The sequence below is a fragment of the [Mycobacterium] manitobense genome (assembly GCF_025821665.1).
GTDB classification, from domain to species: Bacteria; Actinomycetota; Actinomycetes; order Mycobacteriales; family Mycobacteriaceae; genus Mycobacterium; species Mycobacterium arseniciresistens.
In genome coordinates this window covers 23074-45882 of the sequence record NZ_JACKSJ010000037.1, presented here as the reverse complement: position 1 = coordinate 45882, position 22809 = coordinate 23074, and the positions used below count along the sequence as shown (strand labels likewise).

Below are 22809 nucleotides of genomic sequence, written 5' to 3'. Positions count from 1 at the left end.
CGTTCGGCTAAATTGACGTCGGGGAAAGCGCCACCTACGGTCAGCACCGGGTTGGCCCCCACCTCACGACCCGCTGTCGTGCCGTGTGAGACATCGACGAGTGGTCCGGAGGCTTCTGGTGTGTATCGACAGTGCGATGAGAACGGGTCCGATACTTCGGCACCGGCAGGCACACGTGCTGCACTGCGGAGGTGCGCGGCTGGAGTCGCAGGCGTCGAGTTCTGCGGTCGTGGTCATGCTGGGCGGCTGGGTCGACGCGTCGAACCTCGACCAGGTCACCGCGACTCTGCGCAGGTTCACTTCCATGCGCACTCCGCTGATACTCGATCTGAGCAAGCTCGAGTTCCTCGGGGTCTCGGCATTTCGGGCGCTGTTCGCGGTCGCCGACCAGTATGGCGAGGCCGGTCTGTTGTGCGTGGTGGTCGACGGCCCGGCGCTTCGGCCCTACACGAACTTGGGTGCGCAGAGCCGGTTGGTACCGATCGTGGATTCCGCTGAATCGGCGCACTCACGGGTGACGCCGCCGTGCCGGCCGCCTGTTGTCGCGCGTGACCGCACCCGCTGCTGAGCCGGCTCCTGCCTCAGGAGCCCGCCAGCCGCTTGTTCACCAGCCGCGTCAGCCACGCCGGCGAGAACCGTGCGCCGGTGGCGAGCACCTTGGTCTGCGAACCGACGGCGTAGTGCACCTGGTGGATCGCCCGCCGCAGCAGCGGTGGTTCGACGGCCTCGACGATGGAGTCGGCGATGTCCTGGGCGGTGAGCCGGATGCCGAGTGACCGGGTGGTGCCGGTGGTGACGTCGTCGGTCATCGCGGTCTGCACGTAGAGCGGCCACATCGCGATCACCCGGATGCCGTAGCGGTTCCATTCTAGGTCGAGCGCCTCGGTCAGGCCGCGGACGAAGAACTTGGTGGCGCTGTAGTTGGCGAGTTCGGCCTGACCGTAGATGGCCGAGGCCGACGCGAGGTTGACGACCGTCGACCGGGGTGTGAAACGAAGGTAGGGGAACGCCGCGTGCAGGCCGTTGACGACGCCCTTCGCGTTGATGTCGATCTCCTTGAGATGCCGTGCGACGTCGATGTCCTCGAACCGCCCGGCCGCCATCACCCCGGCGTTGTTGATCAGCACGTCGAGCCGTCCGCCGGCGGCGACGACGAACTCCTCCACCCGCTGCGCCATCTCGTCGGGGTCGGTGACGTCGAGGTGACCGGTCACGACGGTGCCGCCGCGACCGCCGATCTCGTCGGCCAGCGACTTGAGGCCCGTCCCGTCGACGTCGTAGCCACCGACGGTGTACCCGCGGGCGGCGAACGTTAGCGCTGTGGTGCGTCCGATTCCCGCCGCGGCGCCGGTGATGAACACGGCCCTGTTGCTGCGCATACGAGATTGTGGCCCATGGAGGCCGTTCGCAAACGTCCGACCGTCGCCGGACAAGGGCCTGGAGCCCGTCTTCTCGGCGCTAGGGAGAACCGATCGGATGGGCTCCAGGTCACCTCCGACGTTACGCCGCCGCCCTGGGCTCAGCCAGGAGTTTTCGCGTCCGGCTGAGGGTCACGATGCGGCGCTCAGCCCAGCAGGGGCGGGGGTGGGCAGGGCGGCGGCGGCGATCGACCGCAGCGCGCGCAGGACGGCCGATACGTTCGGGTCGTACTGCCTGCCGTTGCGGACCACCGCGCTGATGGTGCGCCCGCCCAGATCGAGGTCGGCGACGACGAGCTGCCGCAACGGCACGGGTACCGACAGCGCGGGCACCAGCGCCGACGCCGTCCCGGTCGCGGCCAGATCGCAGATGTTCTGCGCGCCGACGAGCCGATGCTCCACCTGCGGGGTGAAGCCCACCGACTCGCACGCGTGGCGCAACGCGGCGTCGAGTCCGGAGTTCCGCGGCCCGCTCACCCACGGGCCGTCGGCGAGTGCCGCGAGCCCGCCGGTACGGATCCTGGGATGATCCTCGGTCGACGCCAGCAGCACGAGTGGCTCGAGCAGCAGTGCCTCGGTGACGAGGCCACCGGCAAGCTGCTGACCGCCGAAGTCGTAGTGACACGTGATGGCGACGTCGATCTCGCCCTGGCGCAGCAGGCGCAGCGCAGCGTCACTGTCCTGCTGCTGCACCTGCACGGTTAGCTCGGGTTCCTCGGCACTCATCCGCTGCATCATCGGTGCGGCCAGCGTCGGGATGCCCATGTTGAACGCGGCGACCGCGACGTGGCCGGAGACGCGGTCACGGCTCGCGGCGACGGCACTCATGGCCTCGTCCACCGCGGCCACCACCCGCCGGACGTGTTCGGCCAGCACCTGACCGCTGCGGGTCAAACCCAGGGTGCGGCCGTCGCGCCGGAACAAGGTCGCGCCCGCTTCTTCTTCGAGCACACGGAGTTGTTGTGAGACAGCAGAACTGGTGATGTGACGACGCTCGGCGACGGCGGACACCGTACCGAGGTCGGCGAGGTCGTTCAACAGCATCATCCGGCGTAGGTCGAGCATCGGGGACCTCGTAGCGGTGAAGGGGCGGCTGGGGGTGCAGCGATTCTCATGCTGGCAGAAGGGTTCTTACCGAGGGGGCCGAGACGTCACTGTCGGCGTCGGCCGATGCCCTGGTCTGCGGTGTTCGACGCGGGAACGCAAGAATCAGCGTGGTCGGAACGTCGGACGGCTCTTCAGCCGATGGCGACGGTGATACCGAGCGCGATCATCACGACGGCGATCAGGCCGTCGAGGATGCGCCACGTCGCGGCCGATGCGAACAGCCCGGCCAGCCGGCGGGCCCCGAGTCCCAGGCCGACGAACCACACGGCGCTCGCGGTGACGGCGCCGACGCCGAACAGCCAGCGGTCGTCGCGGTGTTCGTTGGCGAGTGCGCCGAGCAGCACCACGGTGTCGAGGTAGACGTGCGGGTTGAGCCATGTCATTGCGGCGCAGGTGATCAGCACATCGACGAGGCGGGCGGGTCCCTTCTCGGCGGGGGTGAGCCCCGCCGGACGCCATGCGCGCCACGCGGCGAGGAGCCCGTAGCCGCCGAGGAACAGGGCGCCGCCGTAACGGGCGACGTCGACCGCGGCGGGGTGGGCGTTGATCAGTGCGCCGAAGCCGGAGATGCCCGCCGCGATCAGCACGATGTCGGACACCGTGCACAGTGCCACCACGGCCGCGACGTGCTCGCGACGGATGCCCTGGCGCAGCACGAACGCGTTCTGCGCGCCGATGGCGGCGATCAGCGTGAACGAGGCGAGGAATCCGACGACGACGGGGGTGGCCATGCGGTTGACGGTACGGGGTTAGGCTGTCGCAGAACAGCTAATGATTCTGTGGCTGCATTAGCCTGGCTTATGCGGAGAGACCCAAGTCTGAGGGCTCCAGTAGGGAGTGTAGGTTCCCAATCTCGGTGTCATAATCCCAATTGAGATGTCATGCCGAGGTCACTTATGAGATTTGGCTGTGATTACGTATGCCCATTCGCCGTCGTTCGATTCGGCGTCACGCACGTCGAGACACCCGCCAGCGACTTCGACGGCATTTGGAGCCACCTGCATCTTGTGAGGTAGGCGTCCGGTTGCGCAGTAAGAACTGGCATGAACTTCCTGTAAACCCCTGCGGTACAACTCGTCCCCAAATGCGGCCACTGCTTGATCGTCGCGCGTGGGACGCAGGGTCCACGCCTTTCCATCGCTGATCGCGCGGCCGCCGTCTTGAACGCGTCCGGTTGCGCAATCGGAGGACAACAGCGCGGCGTCTCCGTCACCAGCCGATGCCCATTTCAGATGCCACTGGCTGGTGTCGGATGCTGTGCACAGTGCGAAAACTAGGATGTCACCGGCGCAAGTCAATCCTGCGACAGTGGTGAACCACCGGTGCACCTCATCGGGAGTGGTCAGCTGCGTTCGCAAGCTGGCGTCTTGTTGGGCAGGCGACATATCGATGGCTTGTGTTTCGGCGCAGCCGGCCGTTGCGACGGCCATGGCGGCGACACCGACGGCTGCCAGCCGGCGACGACTCGCCTTGCATTTACCGCGTGATCTCACTGATGTCATCGCAGACCTCCTCGTTCTTCTGTGCGCGTGTCTGTTGTCGACGAGGTGTCGATGTTGCTTGCGCGGCACCAAGGATCGGTTCGACGATGAGACCGGCCATGCTGAGAAAGAGTCCCAGCGCGATGGGCGCCACGTAGTAGAGGCCGAGCACGATGTCGAAGGGGTTACCCGAGAACAGGGCAATGATGAGGTCGGCTGTGGTCGCCCAGTATGTGGCTGCCATGGCGCTGAGAAGAGCTAGGCCCGCGGCGAGACTTGCGGCGCCGTAGACGGCGAGACCGCGTTGCCCGCCAAGCGGTCGACCGCGCAGGGCGGCGCCCAAGGCGCGACGGGCTCGGGGTGCGAGGTCGGGTTCGTCGAGCCAATCAGCGAGGGCCCAGTGCCCGTCGACCTGCAGGACCGGAGCGAGGTTGATGCCGATCTCGACGAGCAGCAATATCGCCAGGCGCCAACACACGATCGCCCAGATTGGGGACTCGGCGAGTTGTGCGGCGATGGCGAGAACGCACACGGTGACGGCATCGACAGCGAGCCCTGCCAACGCTTGTATGACCCGTGCCCGCCGCGGCAGAGTCAGGGCCGGCGTCGAGTCGACGAAAAACGACACCGCTCCCCAGTAGAAGCCGAACCCGGCGCGGCGCGGCGGACAGCCGTAGTGGACCAGCACGACCGCATGCGCCAACTCATGGGCAATCGTCGCTGCAAGACCGAGCGCCAGCATCAGCGCCACCTCGAGGGCGGGTTGCGTGCTGACTGGTGGAACATCGGGACGGCCCGCAAGAAGCGACAGCACACCGGCCACCATGATCGCGGCGAGTGTTGCCTTGCCGGCGATGGAGTTGACGAATGGGGTCAAGACGCGATTCAGCACGCGCGCTGGCGCCGCGATGCCGGGAATCATCAGCCCCGACCGGGTCCACTGCACAGCACGCGATCGCGGCGCATCGTCGGTCGACCGCCGAGTATCGTCGGTCACCAAGATCCCCAACTCGACGAGGTCGCTGACAACTGTTGCGTCCAACGGCGGGCCGAGACGAATCGCCAGGTCCGCTGGAGTGGGGTCATCAGACAGGAACTGCGGAAGCTGCGCGGCCCGCGGATGCTCAAATAAAACCGTCTGCCCTGAGGGCTCAGCGATCACCAGACCGCGCCTACTCACCCGATATTCGGTGCCATGAGCCATTCGAACCACTGCCGCCTCCTCGCTACTTCCGACTGCGCAGTGAGTGCGCACACACGCAGATACCGAATTGGGTGTTGCAGGGGAACGTTTTCTGGCGTCCCCCCGCAACTGCCGCACCGTCGACGGCTACATGCAACCCGGACTTGGGCATGTGGCCGCTAGGCCTGCATGCCGAAGAACCGGACGCGCATCGGGCGGGAGAGGCTCAGACGACGAATCATGGCTCACCTCCTCGACGGTTTCGGTCTGCGAACGAACGCTCAGCGGCCGACGCGCGCAGCGCGGCTCAGACGGCTCAGACGACGGATCATGGTGCACCTCCTTTCAGCGAATATGAACTTCGACGAACGGCTCAGCGGCCGGGGCGCACCGCGCGGGCCAGGCGGCTCAAACGACGGATCATCACTCACCTCATCTCCTGCAGGCCATGAGCGGGTCCCAAGGGCTGCTCGAAGTCTTGCGCGAGCATCCCTGGAGCGATACAGGGAAAACCCTGGCGTTTGCGGCATGTACTGACTGCCTAAGCAGGGTGGCAACGTACTGAGCGCAGCCGCGGTGACGAAGGCGCCTTCAAAGGCCAAGGGTGATAGCGCGCCAGCTGCATCGGACTAAGCGGAGCGGTGCCGCGAGATATCGGGTTCACGTGCATCCGCCGTGTCGGCTGAGCATCGATGTTTCGCGAACGAAGCCCCAGCGTTGATTGCCTTCACAAGCATGTCGCGACGTGTGGAACTGATACGGGTGGTGGGCTCAACCGTCAGCTGCAATCCTTTGCCCATGACCGTCACTTCTGCGCCCGATTGTCCGAAGCGGACAGTTGCAGGGGCGTTCTCCGTCGGGGCAGTGACGGGCGGGCGCAAGCGGTCTTTTGATCGGTCGACGGAGCCCGGATGACTGAAGCGTTCGTCTCGCAGAGTCCCCGAGGCGTGCTCCGACAGCGCGAAATCCAGCCGGTCCTGACGTTTCTGCAGGAGGCGGCTACCAGATCGACAGGTTTGATCGTCGACGGCGACGCGGGCATCGGTAAGACCACGCTGTGGCAGCAGAGTTGCGACGAGGCAGCCGCCCGAGGTTTTCAGGTGCTGACTGCGCGCGGCGATCCCGGCGAGGTGAGCCTGACTTTCGCGGTTCTGGCTGATCTGCTCGCTGAGGTCGATCCGGCCGTTATCGCGCGGCTTCCCCTGGTGCAGCGGGACGCCCTGAACCGGGTATTGCTGCGCGGGTCGACCGGCCCGGCGATGGACGAACGGGCAGCCGCGGCGGCGTTCCGCAGCGTGCTGCACGAGTTGGCGAAGAGCGCGCCCGTTCTCGTCGCCATTGACGATGTTCAGTGGCTGGACACCTCGAGTGCGATGGCGGTGCGCTTCGCCGCTCGACGCTTGACGGGGCCTGTGGGCGTTCTGGTCACGATGCGCACTGGCGAGCCGAACTCGGAGACCATGCTCGCGTGGAGCAGGTTGACGGGGCCCGAGGTCGTGAGCCGATTACGGATGACACCGCTCACCCTCGGCGGCGTGCACGCCCTCGTCGCGCATCGCCTCGGTCACGTCCTGCCCCGTCCGACGATGAGGCGGATCCACGAGATCTCCGGCGGGAATCCGCTCTACGCCATCGAACTGGCACGCGCCGCCGCCGACGGCCGTGGGCTCACCGACGAGCTCCCCGATACGTTGGCCGCGCTCGTCCGCGAACGGATACGCGGCGTCGACGCGGAGACCGAGCAGGTGCTGCTGGCGGCCGCCTGCACGCCCGCACCCACGGTGGCTGTCGTCGCCCGGGCCACCGGTCACACCGAACACGAAGTGCTGACGCTGCTCGAGAAGGGCGCGGCGGAACGGATCGTCGTCATCGCGGGCAACCGCATCCGGTTCTCGCATCCCCTGTTGGCCACCGGTGTGTACACCGGTGCCGCGCCGGGTCAACGCCGGGAGATGCACCGACGACTGGCCGAGGTTCTCTCTGCCCCGGAGTTGCGGGCCCGCCACCTGGCGTCGGCCGCAACGACGGCGGACACCGACACCCTGGATGCGCTGGACGCCGCGGCGGCCGTCACCCGCTCCCAAGGCGCGCCGGCAGCGGCCGCTGAGCTCCTAGAGCTGGCCATCAATCTCGGTGGCGATACCCCGGTGCGTCGAATCATTCTCGCCCAACGCCACTTCGAGGCCGGATCGATCAGCGCGGCCCGTCATCACCTCGATCAGATCCGCCACACGCTGCCGCCCGGAGTCCTGCGGGGGTCGGCAACCCTGCTGCACGGCGCGATCGACGGTTACGACGGCAGTTTCACCGCCGCGGTCGAGGGTCTGGCCGCCGGGGTGGCAGAGACGGGCGAGGTGCCGGCACTTCAGCTGCAGGGGTTGATGCTGCTCGCCCCCACGGTCGCAATCACCGGTCGCGACGTGGAGGCGCTAGGGCATGCACGCGACGCCGTCGCGTTGGCCGAGCGACTCGGTGACGCCACGGCGCACAGTCAAGCCCTGACGATGTGGGCGCTGCTCGCCTTCAACTGCGGGGACCCATCCGCACTCGACGCACTGCGCAGGGCACAAGAACTGCAGGGCGATGCCACCGCGGTGCATGTTCACCTGCAGGCCGATGCCATCGCCGCGGTCGTTGCCGCATGGATGGGCGACGTCGCCAGCGCAAGCACCCGGTTAGACGTGATCCGGGAGCAATGCGTTCAGCGTGGCAGCGAGTTGGACATTCTCTGGGTGGACCAGCACGCAACGATGACCAAGATCGCAGCCGGCGACTACCGGGGAGCTGCCCGCATCACCGAAGAGATGGCGCAGCGCGCCGAGCAGATCGGCGGCCACCAAGCTCGCCTCTTCGCTCTCACCTGCGGCGCCGCGGTGGCGTCCTACCTTGGCGACGTCGAGGGCGCCAAGGCGTCGGCGGCGTCAGCGGTCCAGATCGCCGAGGACTCCGGTGGCCGCTTCCTCGCCGTGGCGCCACGCACCACCCTAGGGTTCCTGCACGTCACACTGGGCGATCACGCGGCAGCAGTGAACCTGATGCAGCCGCTAATGGAGGATTTCGATCCGAATTTGGGCTGTGAGTCGATGCGTGCGGGCTGGCTTCCCGATGCGGTGGAGGCGCTGAGCGGACTCGGCCGTATCGATGAAGCCGAGGCCCTCGTCACGATCCTTGAAGAGGAAGGTGCTCGGTTGCAGCGTTCTTGGATGCTCGCCGTCGGCGCCCGCGGGCGAGCACTGTGTCACGCCGCGCGGGGCGATCTGGATTCCGCCGAAGACGCGGCCACTTCGGCGCTGAGCCACCACCACCACTTGCCCATGCCGTTCGAAAAGGCCCGCACACAAATGGTTCTCGGGCAGCTGCACAGACGCCGACGTCGCCGAGCCGCCGCCACAGCGGTGCTCTCCGAGGCACTGCGCACCTTCGAGGCGATCGACGCGCCGCTATGGGCCAGGCGCGCACAAACTGAACTCGACCGGCTCACAGCCAAAACTGCACCCGAGGTCGGCCTGTCGCCCGCTGAAGAACGCGTCGCCCGACGCGCCGCGGGAGGTATGGCGAATAAGGAGATCGCCGCCGAGTTGTTCCTCTCCACGAAGACAGTGGAGGCGAATCTGAGCACCGTCTACCGCAAGCTCGGTATCAAGTCCCGGTCGCAGCTCTACGCGCGGCTTCATAAAGATGCCAGGGTAAACACTGATTCGCGCGGGGATCCGACGACATAGCGTTTAGGGCATGTCAACCCCTGCGCCGCCGGAAGATTGCTTCATGGCGGAGTGGTATCAACCCGCCCTCACCGACGACACCTTCGGACCATTCGCCGGTCAACTCGTCGAGGCGGCACGAACGCACAGCAACGAACATCCGGTCCGGCTGCTCGTCACCGTCGCTGCACTCGCCGACGAGATGCTCTACAGCATCTTCGAAGCACAATCCGCCGACACCGTCTCGCAAGTGTGCCGCCGCGCCGGATGGCCGGCCGACCGCATAACAGCCGTCCGAGCGCGGGCCGACTTCGCTGAGCGCCACGCCCGACTACAACCCGGCTGTTGATGACGTGAGCGGGACGCCGTGAGCCATGAGTCGATAGTCACCCCCCCGGCGCTGATTCTCGGGGCCAGTCGCCCACCGCTACAGGAAATGAAACGAACTTGGGACAAACCCCGAATGACACCGCCTGGGACAAACCGCATCCTCGCAGGTCAACGGGTCGGCAGGTGACAGGAAAAATGGGAACCTACAGGGAGCGCGCCTTCTCGTTCGCACCGGAGTTCCTGGCTGAGAGCAGACTCGGGCCCCGCCATTGATGCCCATTTATGAGGTGAACGCCTCATGTGGCTGGCCCAAGGCGCATGTTAACTTCCCGACATGGTGATGAGTACATGTGCGAGTCGGACATTCCTGACAGGCGCGGTGTTAGTGATCGGTCTGGGCCCGTTGGCATTTCCATGGAGCGGTGTCGGTAACGTGGCGCCGGCGCCGATCGCTGGCGGACCGCCCGGTGTCATCGAGCCGGCACCGTCACCGCCGCCGCCCGCACCCGCCGTGGCGCCAGTCCCGCCGCCACCGGCGCCAGCAGCGGCATCGCCTCCTCCGCGTCCCCCCGTGGGGTCTGGGATTCGGGATTCACGGTGCGGCACAGACCTATTCACGGGTATCCCGCTTCCTTGCTAGAGGTGCGGCAACGTTGGGGCGCGACGGCCCGTCTGCGCACGCTCATTGAATGACTGTGCACTTTCGACCCGTTCCGGCGCGTGAGGTGTTCACCTCATACCCGCCGTAATTCGGCTCGGATGTGTGGCCAGCGGTTAGTCGACTACGACCCATTTGCCCTTGATCTTCTTCTCTGTCATGTACTGAATATCGTGAGAGTCGAAGTGGGCGCGGTAATTGCCGCCGTACGTACAGGTGCCGCCGATATAGCTGCCGGCGCCCCAGAATGACTGCCACTCGCCACCGGACGCACGACAATTACCGCCTACGGTGTTCTCGATCGGCCGAGCGCTGGCAGTGCCTGCGGTGAGCCCGGCGACTGCTGGCGCCACGAGGGTCGCCGACAGCAGTGCGGCAGCCGTCGCTCCTTTGAGCAGGGTGTGTTTCTTCATGAGCTGTCTCCTTCTGGTTGGTTCTCAAGCTTGTGAGGAAATGGTCGCGACCAACCGGCGATTTGGTGATCGCTGGAAAGCCAGATTCCAGTCCCGATAGGGAAGGGTTTCCTATCCGCCGAGAAACTTCGGATCCGCTCAGCTCGAGGTGTATACACCGACTCGCGATGAGACCTGCGGCTCGACGCCTAAGGCGCAGATGCGCCGGGCAATCCATGTCGACATCTGCTCTTCGGTTGTTCGGCGCGAAATCGAACCACAACGTGCTGGGCCCGTCGTTCACTCGGCTACGACGGCGCTGGCCGCAGAACCGCCGACCGAGCGCGTTGCTGCTGCACACGGTGCCCCGCCATAAGGCGCGGTGCGCTAGGAGTTCTGCGGCTCCGGTGGCAACTGTCGGTGGGCGTAGGCCGCGGCTTGCGTGCGGTTTCGCACGCCGAGTTTGGAGAGGATCGCGCCTACGTGCCGGTTGGCCGTCTTGGGGCTGATGAACAGGGCACTGGCGATCTCGGCATCGCTGTGGCCTCCTGCAAGGACTTCGAGTACTTCGCGTTCGCGTTCTGTGAGTCCGTATGGATCGGCGATGGTGGCTTTGCGACGGGTATCTGGGCTGCGGCCGCGTAGTTGCGCGAGGCGTTCCTGCGCGCGGCGCGCGGCGGCGCGTGCACCCAGGCCGCGGAACGTGTCCAGAGCGGCTGCGACGGCGTCGACGTCACCGCCGAGCCCGGCGATAGCCATGTCATAGGGACAGCCAAGGCGGGTCCAATCGGCGAGTGCGGCCGCCCAATCGCCGCTGACTTCGAGTCGATACGGCGTGACCGTGTCGGCGGTCGGCGCATCGTCGACCGGACCACCAGCCAGATGGGCCCACCGGCGCAGGTGGCCTACCAACCACGGGTCGGCATGCTCGGTGGCCGCCGCGAGGCCGGCCTGGGCTTCGGCGCGAGCGGTTACGTCGTCGCCCGCGAGCCATGCCGCTTCGGCCCGAGCAGCCCAGACCACGCCGAGCCGAGCCAGGTCATCGGGGTCGGCCGCGCGCAGTGCCTCGTCGAGCAGCGCGGCCACGGGCTGCTCGCCTCGGCGTGCGTGGATCAACGCCGCGCTGATCAGCGGCAGGATTCGCTGTGGTGTGCCCAGGCCCGGGCGGGTGAGCACGTCCTCGGCGCACGTCAATGAGGTCGTCCAGTCGCCACGGTGCAACGCCACGAGGGCGGCAGCGCCGGTGGTGATCGCTTCGAACATTCCAAGTTCATGATCGGCGCAGAACGCGGAGGTTTCGGCGATGTAGCCGTCGGCGCGGTCGAGGTCGTGTTTGACGGCCGCGTACCAGGACATGAGTGAGCCGTTCAGGCCGGACTGCTCGGACAGCCCGTCGGTGACCATCGCGTCGCGCCAGGCCGCCTCCACCTCATCCCACCCGGTGTCGGTGCTCAGTACGCTGGCCAGCGCGGCGGAGAAGCGGGCCCGCACCACCACTGCGGGATCACCGAATTGGGTGCCCAGGCTGATGGCGCGGCTGGCGTACTCACCGCAGGCGCGGTCGAAACCGAATGCCGTCATCATGGCCATCGTGGCCAGTGACCAGGCCAGCTGCGGGCATGGTCCCACGTCTTCCAGCAGCCGCAGCGAAGCCGCACAGGCGTCGGTGGCCTCTCGTGTGCCGCCCAGCGCATATAGCTGCTGGGACAGCAAGCACAGATCGTGACCTTCGCCGAGCCGGTCGCCCAACTCGTGACGCACCGCGATCGCCTCCCGCCATGACGACACCGCCCCGTCGGCGTGTCCGCTCAGCCAACAGCTGAGGGCATGTTTCTCGAGCCAGTCGACCTTCTGTTCGGCGGCGGCGGTGTCTGCATGACGCAGTGTCAACGCGTACAACGCCGCGGCTTCCCGGTTCGCGGCAAGATGTAGAGCCTGCTCGGCGGCTGGAGGCCCGTGGCGAATCACAGCGTCGGTGTCACCGGCTTCATGAGCGTGGAACGCCAACGCCGACAGGCTGTCCGGGGCGATGGGCAGTTCGGCAAGAGCTGCCAATGCTCGCTTGTGCAACACCCGACGTTGGTAGGCGGGGATTTGATCAAGCGCCGCGCGGCGGGCCAACTCGTGGCGGAATCCGACGGTGTCGGCGTCTGCGACGAGCACGCCGGCATCGAGGCATTCCGCGAGTCCTGCACCGGCGGCAGCACATACGTTGTGTAGCAGCGCCAAGCTGGTCCGCGGGCCGCATACGGCGGTCGCATAAGCGGTCTCGCGCCCATCGCTGGACAGCCGACCCAGCCGCCCACGGACCGCGTCGGACACGCTATTCGGCAATCCGCCGTCGCGCAGCGCGTCGGAGCCTGCGGCCAATACCTCGGTGACGTAGAAGGGATTTCCGCCGGTGAGCCGGTGCAGCTGGTCGGCATTGACGCCGCTGCCAACGGCCAACTCGGCTACTGCCGTCTCGCTGAGCGGTTGGAGGCCGATGCGTGTCACCGCGGCAGAAGTGGCCAGATCACCCAGCAGCAGCGCAAGGGGGTGTTCATTGCCGATCTCGTCATCGCGGTACGACACCAGGAGCAGTAGCGGCAGCGAGTCGATACGGCGGGACAGGAAGCGCAGAAGATCAAGCGTCGCTCCATCGGCCCAGTGCGCATCTTCGACGACGCAGACCCAAGCGGTCTTGTCGTCGAACATGTCGACCAGTCCAGCGTAGATCGCTTCGAGGTCACCCGCGTCCACGGATGCGCGCAGCGCGGCCGTCTGGTCACCCGGCGTTCTCGCGAGCATGTCGATCAACGGGCCCAGCGGTCGCGGCGCCGCAAGGGGATCGCACCATCCCCGGAGCACACGTACCTGGTGGCCGACTCCGGCGACGAACCGTGCGATCACCGTGGTCTTTCCGACTCCAGCCTCTCCGCTCAGCAACACCACTCGGCCGTCGCCACGTGTCGCCGCCCGCAGCCGTTGGTTCAATCCCGCAAACGCCGTATCGCGCTCGAACAGTCGATCCCTTGGAGCCACGGTCCTCCTGGCGGTGCGCAAGCGGCTTGCCGCGGGCGACGGCAAGCCGATGTCAGGTCCGAATGCGGTCAAGAGCTTAGCTCAGCAAGCGTCCGTCCACGCTTGCAACGCAGGCACGTCAAAGGCACGTGCGGTCATGTCTGGATGTCGATTTCGTCGCTGTCGAGTGGGCGGCGGGCCGCCGCGACCGCGTAACCCTCTGTCATTAGGCGTCGGTGGGTGACAGAGAAGCGTCAGGGCATCAGCTCAGCTCGACATCGCGGGACCCTTCGCACCGTTGAACCGCATGAGCGCGACGAGCTGATCCACCGTCTGTTCAAGGGTGGAGGTGTCGGAGAAGCGTCGTTCGATCCGGTCGATATTTGCGGGAGCTGCGCTTGAACCCGCTGCTGAATCTTACCCAGCTCAATCCGCTCGCGAGGGCGCAGAGTCCCGAATGCACCACGGGCTTGATCACGCCAGGCGTCCACGCACCACCGTGCTGCCGGATCGAGGAACGTCATCCGTACCACGTGTCGCGAATGATGAACTCGGAGAACAACTCACATGCCAGATCGTTGATGTTGAGTACATCACCGATGTCGTTGACCACGATTGCAGGCGTGTTCGGCAGACGGGTCACCAGTGCGGCGAGCGAGTGCGCGCAGGCCCGTTGACCAGACGCGGAGGGCCCGGCGCAGGTCAGCTTCGCAGGGTCCATCGCCCCAACTCCAAGGACGAGGGCCCCGATGTGCAGCGCATCAAGACCCACGGCGGTGGCACTGCACAGCCCGAGCGCCGCAGAACTCGGCGGCGGCCTCCCGAGAAATCATTGCCATGCCATCCACGATGCCCTGGGGGCAGGTCTCAACCTGGCTGTCTCGCACCCACCCAGGCCTGAGCGTGGATGAGCGTCGGCGTCCGAATGCGCGGCGCAGCCCCGTTCAGCACGTCGGGCCAGCCGCTAATCGGATGGGTACGGCTTCGCCGAACCGTTGCATCGTTTCTTCACGACGTTCCTCCGCCCGGGCTACTGGGCCAATTTGAGGTAAATGCCTCATGCGCCGGTGCCGGTCGGCTGACCACAATGCACTGCGCGGTGATTGCCATAAGCGCACGTCGACCCTGCGGCACAACGAAAGGCACCGGCCATGCACCGAGTCTCGTGGATCGCGACGACAGTCGCCGTGACTGGCGCCCCGGTGCAGCGATACCGCCCCACCCATACGGCCGTAGGCACCGCGACCGCACCGCCAGTGCACCGTCTGCAGACGAAGCGCCCGCGTACGTGCAGGCGTGGCGCCACGATCCACTTTCTTGGGATCGGTACGCAATACTGCCCGGGTGTACTTCCCGGGACGACGCCGCAATCGACGTTGCGTCAAACGAAGGGATAACAACATGCACACCAAACGGATGCTGGCCGGGGCGCTGACGTCGGTCAGTCTCGCGGCGGTCGGCCTGAGCCTCGCGACGGGCACCGCTGCGGCCAACCCACCGGGCGCGCACACGTGGTGCCCGGGGATGTCGTTGGCTTCTCCTCCCGGACCGGGTATCAGCCCCGGCGCCTGGGACATGAATGTGTGCCACACGTGGTACCGCGTTGCCCCCGGGATGGGCAATGTGCCATATAGATCCTTAGACGGCACTTTCAAGGTCGAACACAGCAATCTATGGGACGGTCCGAACCCACCGGCGGGTTCCGTCCGCGTTGAGTGTGGCCGGGACATGTTCACCGGCCTGCCCATTCCTTGTTAGCAAGATGCGGTTTTGACACCGCGCAGAACAACCTCCAGGGCCGTCACTGTGACTGATCGCGACCAATTGACAGCTCGGCATTGCGCGACTGACCGCGACCTCTGCGGCCCATCATTTCGGCGGCTAGAGGAAATGACACGAACTTGGGACAAACTCCGAATGACACCGCCTGGGACAAACCGCATCCTCGCAGGTCAACGGGTCGGCATGTGACAGGAAAAATGGGAACCTGCAACGCCGTACGAACGTACAGTTGGGCGGTCAGTGGCGCCGAACGTCCTCGCGACGATGCCGCATCATCCGGACAGGCCCTCACCGCCGCGCAGTAGGGACGAAACGCCTACCCGACGCGGAGCGCCAACGTCATCGAATTCAACGATGGGCGCCCGGTGCTTCTCAAGACCCCACTTGCAGCACTGCGCTCAGCCAACGCTCCCGGACCAGCGCATGTCGGGTGATGGCGCGCCATTGGAAAGCGTGCTGCAGAGCGTATCGCGAGTCTGGACACGGCTGATCGGTGGCGTCCAGCTCACAACGCAAGCCGAAATCGACGTCAGCGGCTTCGGCCTGCCAACTCCCTCGGGCCTGCAGGGCGGCCCGTGACCGTCCGTCGCACGGTCGCGAGAACTGCATCCTCGTTCGCAGGTCGGTTGTGAATGGCGTGGCGAAGCCTCAGTCCCCGAAGTGCTCGATCACACCGGCCGCCCCGCGGTATGCATCCCAGCCTGGAGAACCATTGCGGGCAAACGCGACCCAGGACCGATGCATCTCACCCGCAAGGCCATGCGGAACGGGATCGGGGCCGAGCAGCCCCGCCTCCCCGTGCAACCAGGGCGAACCGGCGATGTCGAAGACGAAGGGAAGCTCCACCGTGTGCGCCGCTCCGAGCTTGCCGTCGACCGCGTTCGAGCGGAACCCGAACCGGTAGACATAGGTGCCTCGCGGTGAAATCGACGCGTGAGCCCGCGCCATCCGGGCCGAGCCGGCTCCGAAGAGCGCCTCACCGAGCAGGGCCGAACGGAGCTGGCCGCGGGTGGCATGGGGCAGCCGAGCCGCCACGGCATCCATGGCGGTCCGGGGGTCTGCATGGCTCCGCGCCGCCACGGCTAGAACGTCCGCGTGCATCGACGTCTCGAACCGGCCCTGCGGAACGAGGTAGAGGTTGCCCTCCTCGGTGTTGGTGCCGATCAGTAGAGCGACATCTGCCGCGGGGCCCTTGGCTAGTGCGTCGGCGGGTTGGTCGTCCAGGACGAGGCTGAACGGGCTCAGACCTACCAGCGGATCTACGTCGGAGGCGGTCTGCAGGTCCAGGCCAGCCAGCTTCGGTAGCACGGCGACAAACTGCTCGTCTGAGATGTTCCCCAACCCGTCCGCGGTCGCCCTCACGCTCAGCTCGGTAGCGACCGCGCGGGTGACCCGTTCCGCCTGCTCCGGTGTGAACGCCCCTGTGCCGCTGCCACTCTGCATGATGGCCTGCTGGAACAACCCGGTGGCTTCCGGTGTGGCGAGCAGAGCCCCCACCAGGGTGGCGCCCGCGGACTGACCGAACACGGTCACGTTGGCGGGATCACCACCGAACGCACTGATCGCGTCCTGAACCCACTTGAGGGCGGCCAGCACATCAAGCAGTCCACGGTTGCGCGGCGCCCCGCCGACATCGAGAAACCCGGCCACCCCCAAGCGGTAGTTGAGGATGACGAGCACCACGCCGTCACGGGCGAACGCATGGCCGTCGTACAGCGAGGCCTGCGACGACCCGGTGACGAAGCCGCCGCCGTGGACGAACACCATCACCGGTCGCGCCGCATCGTCGGCGGCGGGAGTGTGAACGTCGAGCGTCAGATAGTCCGTGCCGCGCACCCACCCGGGGCCGAAGTAGGGCCGCATGTCGAGTGCACCGAAGTCTCGGATGGGCTGTGGCGCCGTCGCCCCGGGACCGGTCGCGTCGCGGACACCGCGCCAACCCGGGTGCGGTGCCGGCGGGCCGAAGCGGGCCGCCCCCGTCGGGGTGGCGGCGTAGGGGATGGCCCGGTAGCGCTCGCTGCCATGGTCGCAGACTCCGCGCACCGCGCCGGCCGGTGTTCGGACGACGGGAGCGTTGTTCTGAGACAAAAGGTCCTCCTGAAGTGACGGACGATCAACTGATACGGGCGAAGCCGGCCCAGCCCTTGATCGCGAAGCTGGAGCCGTCGCGGACCACTTCGACAGCGCCGTGTCCGCCGAGGTGCGCCGGAAAGAGGAGCGCGTTGTCGTCGCTGGCGCGGCCCAGCAGCTTGTGCCTGGTGTTGCGTGATGCCGCGGGGTCTTCGCAGAAGCAGCTGTTGGTGTGCGGTGTGACGATCTGCAGCGGGGTGTGGATGAGGTCCCCGACAAACACCGCACGGTCTCCGCCGGATTCCAAGGTCAGGGCCGACGAGCCGGGGGTGTGTCCGGGCGCGAGGTCCAGCCGTAGATTCTTGTCGATCTGGTAGGTCCCATCCCACAGACGTGTCGACCCGGCTTCGTGGACCGGGGTGACGCTGTCTTCGAACACATTCAAACTTCCGCGGCTGGCAGCCGGTTTGTGGACGTTGGCCGGGTTCCAGAAGTCGAAGTCGCGTTGTGGCATCAGGTAGGTCGCATTCGGGAATGTGGGCACCCACGTCGAACCGTCCAGGCGGGTGTTCCACCCCACGTGGTCGATATGCAGGTGGGTGTTGATCACCAGGTCGACGTTCTCGGGCGCTACGCCTGCGGCGGCCAGATTGTCGAGAAACGCTGTGTCGAGCTGGTTCCACACCGGGACATACGGCCGCTCCTTGTGGTTGCCGACACCGGTGTCGATCAGGATGGTCCGGCCCTCGCTGCGCAGCACCCAGGTCTGGATCGCCGAGATGCACTGATCGGTTCCAGGATCCCAGAAATCGGGGGTCAGCCACTGCTTGTTGGCTTCCCAGTCGTGCTTGGCGCTCTCTGGGAAGAAGTCCGCGGGACCCATGTCCACGGAGCCGTAGTACTCCTTGACGCGGGTGACGGTGACGTCGCCCAATTCGATCTGTTCCATGTGACTTCCTTGGTCATCGCCGGTACTCACACGAGTCTGTCGACGGGCGCGGTCGCCAACCACACCTCGTCGGTCCTACCCCTGGCAGGGGGTGGCTGGGATCCCACTGCGCACGGATACTGAAGAGATGGACGGACCTGGGCCACTCGGAGAATTCCTGCAGGCGCGCCGGGCACGTACCCGCCCCGAGGACGTCGGTGTGCGGGACTTCGGTGCGCGCCGGCGGGTGCAGGGTCTGCGTCGCGACGAGGTCGCGTACCTGGCGGGAGTCAGCGTGTCCTACTACACGCGGCTCGAGCAGGGGATCTCCCGCGGTGCCTCACTCGAGGTCCTGGAAGCGATTGCTGGTGCGCTGCAGCTGGATACGCACGAACGTGAACACCTCGAACGGTTGGCCGGGGCTGCCCGGCGGGCAGCTCGGCTGCGGCGCCCGCGGCCGGAGAAGGTGAGCGACGAGACTCGGGACCTGATGCGCGCGCTCGACGGGACGCCGGCGCTGGTTCTGGGCCGGCGCACCGATGTCTTGGCCTGGAATCACCTAGGGCACGCGCTGCTGGCTGGACATGTGGACCGGGCCGCCGTGGACGATGTGGTGAACCGGCCCAACATGAGCCGAATGGTGTTCCTGGACGGACACCAGCGCGAGCTCTACACGGACTGGCGACGCAAGGCCAGAGCAGTGGTGGGCAATCTGCGGATCGCCATGGGACGCCATCCGGACGACCGTGACCTTGCCGCCCTCATCGGTGAGCTGACGATGAAGAGTCCGGAGTTCGTCACCATGTGGGGCGATCATCGGATCACCCCCTGCGACGCCGCGACCTACGACCTGCACCATCCTGTGGTCGGCGCCCTGACTGTCACTCAGCAGACCCTGACCATTGCGCGCTCGCCCGGTCAGAGTCTGATCGTGATCACCACCGCCGCGGGGTCACCATCGGAACGGGCGCTGGCGCTGCTGCGAACTCTGGGCACACCCATGCTCGACCGCGAGCCTTCCGACAGATCCCGCATTTGAGCTCATCCGGGCGCCGAGCTGCGGCATTCGAGAGCGAGTCGACGGCATAGGGCTGGAACGCTCCCCCCTCATCAAGCTGACTGTCGGCGCCGCCTTGGTCCTATTCGCAAGTGAACCTCTTGCATCCGCCGTCCGCAGCCTGCCTCTCTCGAGAAATTCTCTCTCATAAAGCATTTCACTCAGGGACTTCCCGCCAACCGTGGCATGGTTTGGCACTGAAGTCCACGGCCGACGCCACTGTCCCGAGTGAATGTTCAACCACGAGGTTCGACTGCGCGCACGAAAAACACGCGAGAGAAGCCGTCCACCCGCCGGCGGTCCACTTCGACATAGCCCAATCTCGCGTAGAGCCGGAGGTTCTCGGTCATTGCCTCATTGGTGTACAGCCGCAGTTCGGAGAGCCCGCATTCACGCGCCAGACCTTCTGCGTCGGACAGAAGCGCACGCCCATGGCCCTGGCCCTGCGCGCGCGGCGCGACAGCCACATTCTCGATGGACAGATGATCCAAGTCGGTCCGGATGACCAGCACTCCTACAACCTCCCCGTCGTCCACAAGGACGCGCGCGGAGCCACGCGCGACGACGTCGGAGTAGTCGACGCTCATCGGGGCCGGTGCGCGGCCGATGCGTTCAACAAACGGGCTGTACGCGTCGCCGACTATCTGCGTGATCTTGGTGACGTCATCAGAGGTAGCAAGACGGATCACCACCAGGACAGATTACGCACCGCCATGACTCCAGCTCACCCGCGTGAGCAATATCGCCTGCCTGGACCCATCAGACGATGATCGCGCGCTGGGACGACGCGTCGGCGGGTCGGGCCGAACCCGACGAGGTCGACGCGACCGGTCACCAGCCCCGTGTGGATCTGCCCGGGTACGACACATGACGAGCGCTGCGACGCAGACAGCCCCACCCTGATGGGCGAGGTGCTGACTCGCAGTGAAGCGAAAGGCAATCCGCATATCGCGGGACCAGCCAATCCGCCCTACGACCCGCTTCGCCGACCGAAAGCCCGCATGTACGTGTTGAGTACTCCCGAGCGGTCAGTGTCCTGCACGTCCGACACGACGACACGAACGCGCGCGTGTCGACTCGTCCAGCGGCCAGCACGCTGTCGCTGTGTTGGCGCCCGCTCCGATTCCTACTTCCGGCTGGTGAACTTGACCAAGACCCGGGAATACCTGAACGGTGAATGAGGTTTATGCCGCCGTGAAAGCTTTCGGATTCTTGAGCTTTGGGCACTACGCATCCGCCGGTGGGTCCGGCGCCGCAGACATGCTGCGCGATGCAGTGGATATCGCAACAGGTGCCGACGAACTAGGCGTCAACGGTGCATACTTTCGCGTTCACCACTTCGCCCGGCAGTCCGCTGCCCCCATGCCGCTGCTTGCTGCGATCGCTGCCCGTACTCGTCACATCGAGGTTGGAACCGGTGTGATCGACATGCGGTATGAGAACCCGCTCCACCTCGCTGAGGAGGCGGCTGCGCTCGATTTGCTTTCCGAGGGGCGGGTGGCACTCGGAGTCAGTCGCGGGTCGCCCGAGCCGGCGCTACGCGGTTGGGAGGCCTTCGGCTACAGCGATTCCACCGATCCGCGTGGCGCCGACATCGCCCGGGACAAGTTCGAACTGTTCCTGCGTGCCGTCCGCGGCGAGGGTATCGCCGACGCCGATCCCCGACAGTTTGGGCGAGTCGGAAAGCTGCGCATCGAGCCGCAATCGGCAGGACTGGCAGAGCGTATCTGGTGGGGCGCCGCATCGCGGGAGACCGCGAGATGGGCGGGCACCGTAGGCGTCAATTTGATGAGTTCGACGCTGCTGACCGAGGCCACCGGGGATGCCTTCGCAGACCTCCAGGCTGAGCAGATCGACCAGTTCCGTGCGGCATGGGTGGCCGCAGGTCACACTCGTGCTCCGCGAGTCTCGGTAACTCGCAGCATCTTCCCGTTGGTCACGGAACTGGACCGGCATTACTTCGGCCCGCGGGGAGACGATTCGGCGGACCAGGTCGGCATCATCGACGGGTTCCGCTCGACCTTCGGCAAGACGTATGCTGCCGATCCCGACGTCCTCATCGATCAATTGAAGGCCGATGCCGCAATCCAATCGGCTGACACGCTCATGCTCACGATTCCCAGTCAGCTCGGGGTGGACCTGAACCTACACATTCTCGAGACTTTTGCCCGCTACGTGGCCCCGGCGCTGGGATGGGAGCCGAGTTTCGCGGGCGCGTCCACGGGTTAAGGCGTGGCAGGTCTGGGATTCAAGCCGTTGCGCGTCTTGGGTGACGAGCCAACGCTGCACCCAGCTTGGCCGCCGACTGCACCGACAATCCACCGCAATTCTTTGATGTGGTCGCGAGAGCCACTGGCTGGCGGAGTTTCTGATCGGCCCTCGTCAACCCCGTATTCAGATGTCCAACAGGCTATCCCGCGCATGCTGGTAATCCGCCATATTCGATCCCGTCATATTCGTTCCGATACGCGGCACCGGAGTGGCGCCGACTGCTGGGTTCGGCCCGCCGACGGCGCGCTACTGGTCATCCTCGGTGACGCGCTGGCCCGCTCTAGAGCCAACGACCGCTGGATCTCCACAATGCACCGTGTGCAGACCCCTGAGGTCGCTGCGCGGACTGTGACAGTGATCGCTTGTGCAGTGTCAGGTCTCATGGGGCATACGTGATGACGTGCACGCCGGCCACGCAGCCAAGGGCGCCGATGATGTCCGACCGGTCGGGGCGGTAACCCTTCGTCATTGCCGCCGCGTTGTTGCGACCAAACCTGGGGGACCCTGGCAGTACCCGTACTGCGGGGATCTCTTTGGGCTCGGGAATGCCGCCTAGCTTGATTGGAGAGAAGCAATGAAGCCGAGAAGCGGAGAAACGAGCCACGTGGTCAACACCCAATTCGTTACGCAGACAGAGCTCTTCGATCTAAGTGGCAAGCGCGGCCTGGTTACCGGCGGCACGAGGGGCATCGGGATGATGATTGCGCGCGGGCTTCTGCAGGCGGGCGCTCGCGTGATCATCAGCTCACGCAACGAGGAGGTGTGCGCTCAGGCGCAGGAACAGTTGTCCGAATTCGGCGACGTCCGGGCGGTCCCCGCCGACCTGTCCCGGCACGAGGAGTGTGAGCGCCTCTCTCAACTCGTCACGGCCGACTTCGGGAGTCTCGACCTCCTCGTCAACAATGCGGGTGCGCTGTGGGACGAGCCGTTGGAGACGTTCCCAGACACTGCCTGGGACACGGTGATCGACCTCAACCTGAAGTCGCCGTTTTGGCTGGTGCAGGCGTTGCTGCCTGCACTTCGGTGGGCTGGGACCGCCGACGACCCCGCGCGGATCATCAACATCGGCAGCATCGCCGCCATCCACATCCCCGCGCGGCCCAACTACTCGTACTCCAGCAGCAAGGCTGCGCTGCATCAACTCACCAGAGTGCTCGCCAAGGAGCTGGGCCCGCAGCACATCACGGTGAACGCGGTGGCGCCGGGACCGTTCCCGTCGACGATGATGGCGGACACCCTCGACGAGTTCGGCGAGGAAATCGCGGCGTCGGCCCCGCTGCGCCGGATCGGCCGCGACGACGACATGGCCGGTGTCGCGGTGTTCCTCGCCAGCCGGGCCGGCGCGTACCTGACGGGCACCATCATCCCCGTCGACGGAGGGATCGCCACTACCGCGTGAGCCAGGGGCGCCGACACCGACCGCCCTGA

General features: G+C 66.1%; 18 protein-coding genes and 2 pseudogenes. 7 read left to right on the top strand and 13 right to left on the bottom strand.

Annotated elements, in window-relative coordinates:
* Positions 1-136: 136 nt before the first annotated feature.
* Positions 137-568 (top strand): STAS domain-containing protein, encoded by a 432-nt coding sequence (locus tag H7I41_RS04915; RefSeq protein WP_264011449.1) that lies wholly within the window; start codon positions 137-139, stop codon positions 566-568.
* Positions 569-581: 13 nt separating this feature from the next.
* On the opposite strand, the gene H7I41_RS04910 is transcribed toward H7I41_RS04915, so the two are convergent.
* The 5 genes from H7I41_RS04910 to H7I41_RS04890 all read right to left on the bottom strand — a co-directional run bounded on the left by H7I41_RS04910 (position 582) and on the right by H7I41_RS04890 (position 5168).
* Positions 582-1379, bottom strand: a complete 798-nt coding sequence (locus tag H7I41_RS04910; RefSeq protein ID WP_264011448.1) for an SDR family oxidoreductase — start codon at positions 1377-1379, stop codon at positions 582-584.
* Positions 1380-1550: 171 nt separating this feature from the next.
* The gene (locus tag H7I41_RS04905; RefSeq protein ID WP_264011447.1) at positions 1551-2483 is read right to left on the bottom strand and encodes a LysR family transcriptional regulator; all 933 of its coding nucleotides are present in this window, start codon (positions 2481-2483) and stop codon (positions 1551-1553) included.
* Between the two features lie 173 nt (positions 2484-2656).
* Positions 2657-3256, bottom strand: a complete 600-nt coding sequence (gene lysE / locus H7I41_RS04900; protein WP_264011446.1) for an L-lysine exporter — start codon at positions 3254-3256, stop codon at positions 2657-2659.
* Between the two features lie 159 nt (positions 3257-3415).
* Entirely contained in the window at positions 3416-3955 is a 540-nt protein-coding gene (locus H7I41_RS04895) for a hypothetical protein (protein WP_264011445.1), read from the bottom strand.
* Between the two features lie 46 nt (positions 3956-4001).
* Positions 4002-5168, bottom strand: coding sequence for a hypothetical protein (locus H7I41_RS04890; RefSeq protein WP_264011444.1), 1167 nt, complete (start codon positions 5166-5168; stop codon positions 4002-4004).
* Positions 5169-6100: 932 nt separating this feature from the next.
* On the opposite strand from H7I41_RS04890, the gene H7I41_RS04885 reads away from it, so the two are divergent.
* Both H7I41_RS04885 and H7I41_RS04880 read left to right on the top strand, forming a co-directional pair.
* A complete protein-coding gene (locus tag H7I41_RS04885; protein WP_264011442.1) occupies positions 6101-8911 on the top strand; it encodes a helix-turn-helix transcriptional regulator in 2811 nt (936 codons plus the stop codon).
* A gap of 43 nt (positions 8912-8954) precedes the next feature.
* Positions 8955-9239, top strand: a complete 285-nt coding sequence (locus H7I41_RS04880; RefSeq protein WP_264011441.1) for a DUF4242 domain-containing protein — start codon at positions 8955-8957, stop codon at positions 9237-9239.
* A gap of 451 nt (positions 9240-9690) precedes the next feature.
* Here the strand turns inward: H7I41_RS04880 and H7I41_RS04875 are convergent, their stop codons facing one another.
* The 6 genes from H7I41_RS04875 to H7I41_RS04845 form a co-directional block, all read right to left on the bottom strand.
* A complete protein-coding gene (locus tag H7I41_RS04875) occupies positions 9691-9816 on the bottom strand; it encodes a hypothetical protein (RefSeq protein WP_264011440.1) in 126 nt (41 codons plus the stop codon).
* 178 nt (positions 9817-9994) lie between these two features.
* Complete coding sequence (locus tag H7I41_RS04870) at positions 9995-10291, bottom strand: hypothetical protein (RefSeq protein ID WP_264011439.1); 297 nt, start codon at positions 10289-10291, stop codon at positions 9995-9997.
* Between the two features lie 366 nt (positions 10292-10657).
* A complete protein-coding gene (locus H7I41_RS30140) occupies positions 10658-13294 on the bottom strand; it encodes a helix-turn-helix transcriptional regulator (protein ID WP_308214584.1) in 2637 nt (878 codons plus the stop codon).
* 499 nt (positions 13295-13793) lie between these two features.
* Entirely contained in the window at positions 13794-14045 is a 252-nt protein-coding gene (locus tag H7I41_RS04855) for a hypothetical protein (protein ID WP_264011437.1), read from the bottom strand.
* Between the two features lie 1658 nt (positions 14046-15703).
* Positions 15704-17143, bottom strand: coding sequence for a carboxylesterase/lipase family protein (locus tag H7I41_RS04850; RefSeq protein WP_264011436.1), 1440 nt, complete (start codon positions 17141-17143; stop codon positions 15704-15706).
* Between the two features lie 25 nt (positions 17144-17168).
* Positions 17169-18074, bottom strand: a complete 906-nt coding sequence (locus tag H7I41_RS04845) for an MBL fold metallo-hydrolase (protein ID WP_264011435.1) — start codon at positions 18072-18074, stop codon at positions 17169-17171.
* A 127-nt stretch (positions 18075-18201) separates the two neighbouring features.
* Between H7I41_RS04845 and H7I41_RS04840 the strand changes: the two genes are divergently transcribed.
* Complete coding sequence (locus H7I41_RS04840) at positions 18202-19092, top strand: helix-turn-helix domain-containing protein (RefSeq protein ID WP_264011434.1); 891 nt, start codon at positions 18202-18204, stop codon at positions 19090-19092.
* Between the two features lie 254 nt (positions 19093-19346).
* On the opposite strand, the gene H7I41_RS04835 is transcribed toward H7I41_RS04840, so the two are convergent.
* Complete coding sequence (locus H7I41_RS04835) at positions 19347-19802, bottom strand: GNAT family N-acetyltransferase (RefSeq protein ID WP_264011433.1); 456 nt, start codon at positions 19800-19802, stop codon at positions 19347-19349.
* A gap of 502 nt (positions 19803-20304) precedes the next feature.
* Between H7I41_RS04835 and H7I41_RS04830 the strand changes: the two genes are divergently transcribed.
* On the top strand, positions 20305-21339 hold the full coding sequence (locus H7I41_RS04830; RefSeq protein WP_264011489.1) for an LLM class flavin-dependent oxidoreductase: 1035 nt from the start codon (positions 20305-20307) through the stop codon (positions 21337-21339).
* A gap of 267 nt (positions 21340-21606) precedes the next feature.
* Positions 21607-21732 (top strand): annotated as a pseudogene (locus H7I41_RS30395) (isopenicillin N synthase family oxygenase); the annotation flags it as partial.
* A gap of 28 nt (positions 21733-21760) precedes the next feature.
* Here H7I41_RS30395 and H7I41_RS04825 read toward each other — a convergent pair.
* Positions 21761-21841 (bottom strand): annotated as a pseudogene (locus H7I41_RS04825) (YnfA family protein); the annotation flags it as partial.
* Between the two features lie 114 nt (positions 21842-21955).
* Here H7I41_RS04825 and H7I41_RS04820 point away from each other — a divergent pair.
* On the top strand, positions 21956-22780 hold the full coding sequence (locus H7I41_RS04820) for an SDR family oxidoreductase (RefSeq protein ID WP_264011432.1): 825 nt from the start codon (positions 21956-21958) through the stop codon (positions 22778-22780).
* The last annotated feature ends 29 nt before the right edge of the window (positions 22781-22809 follow it).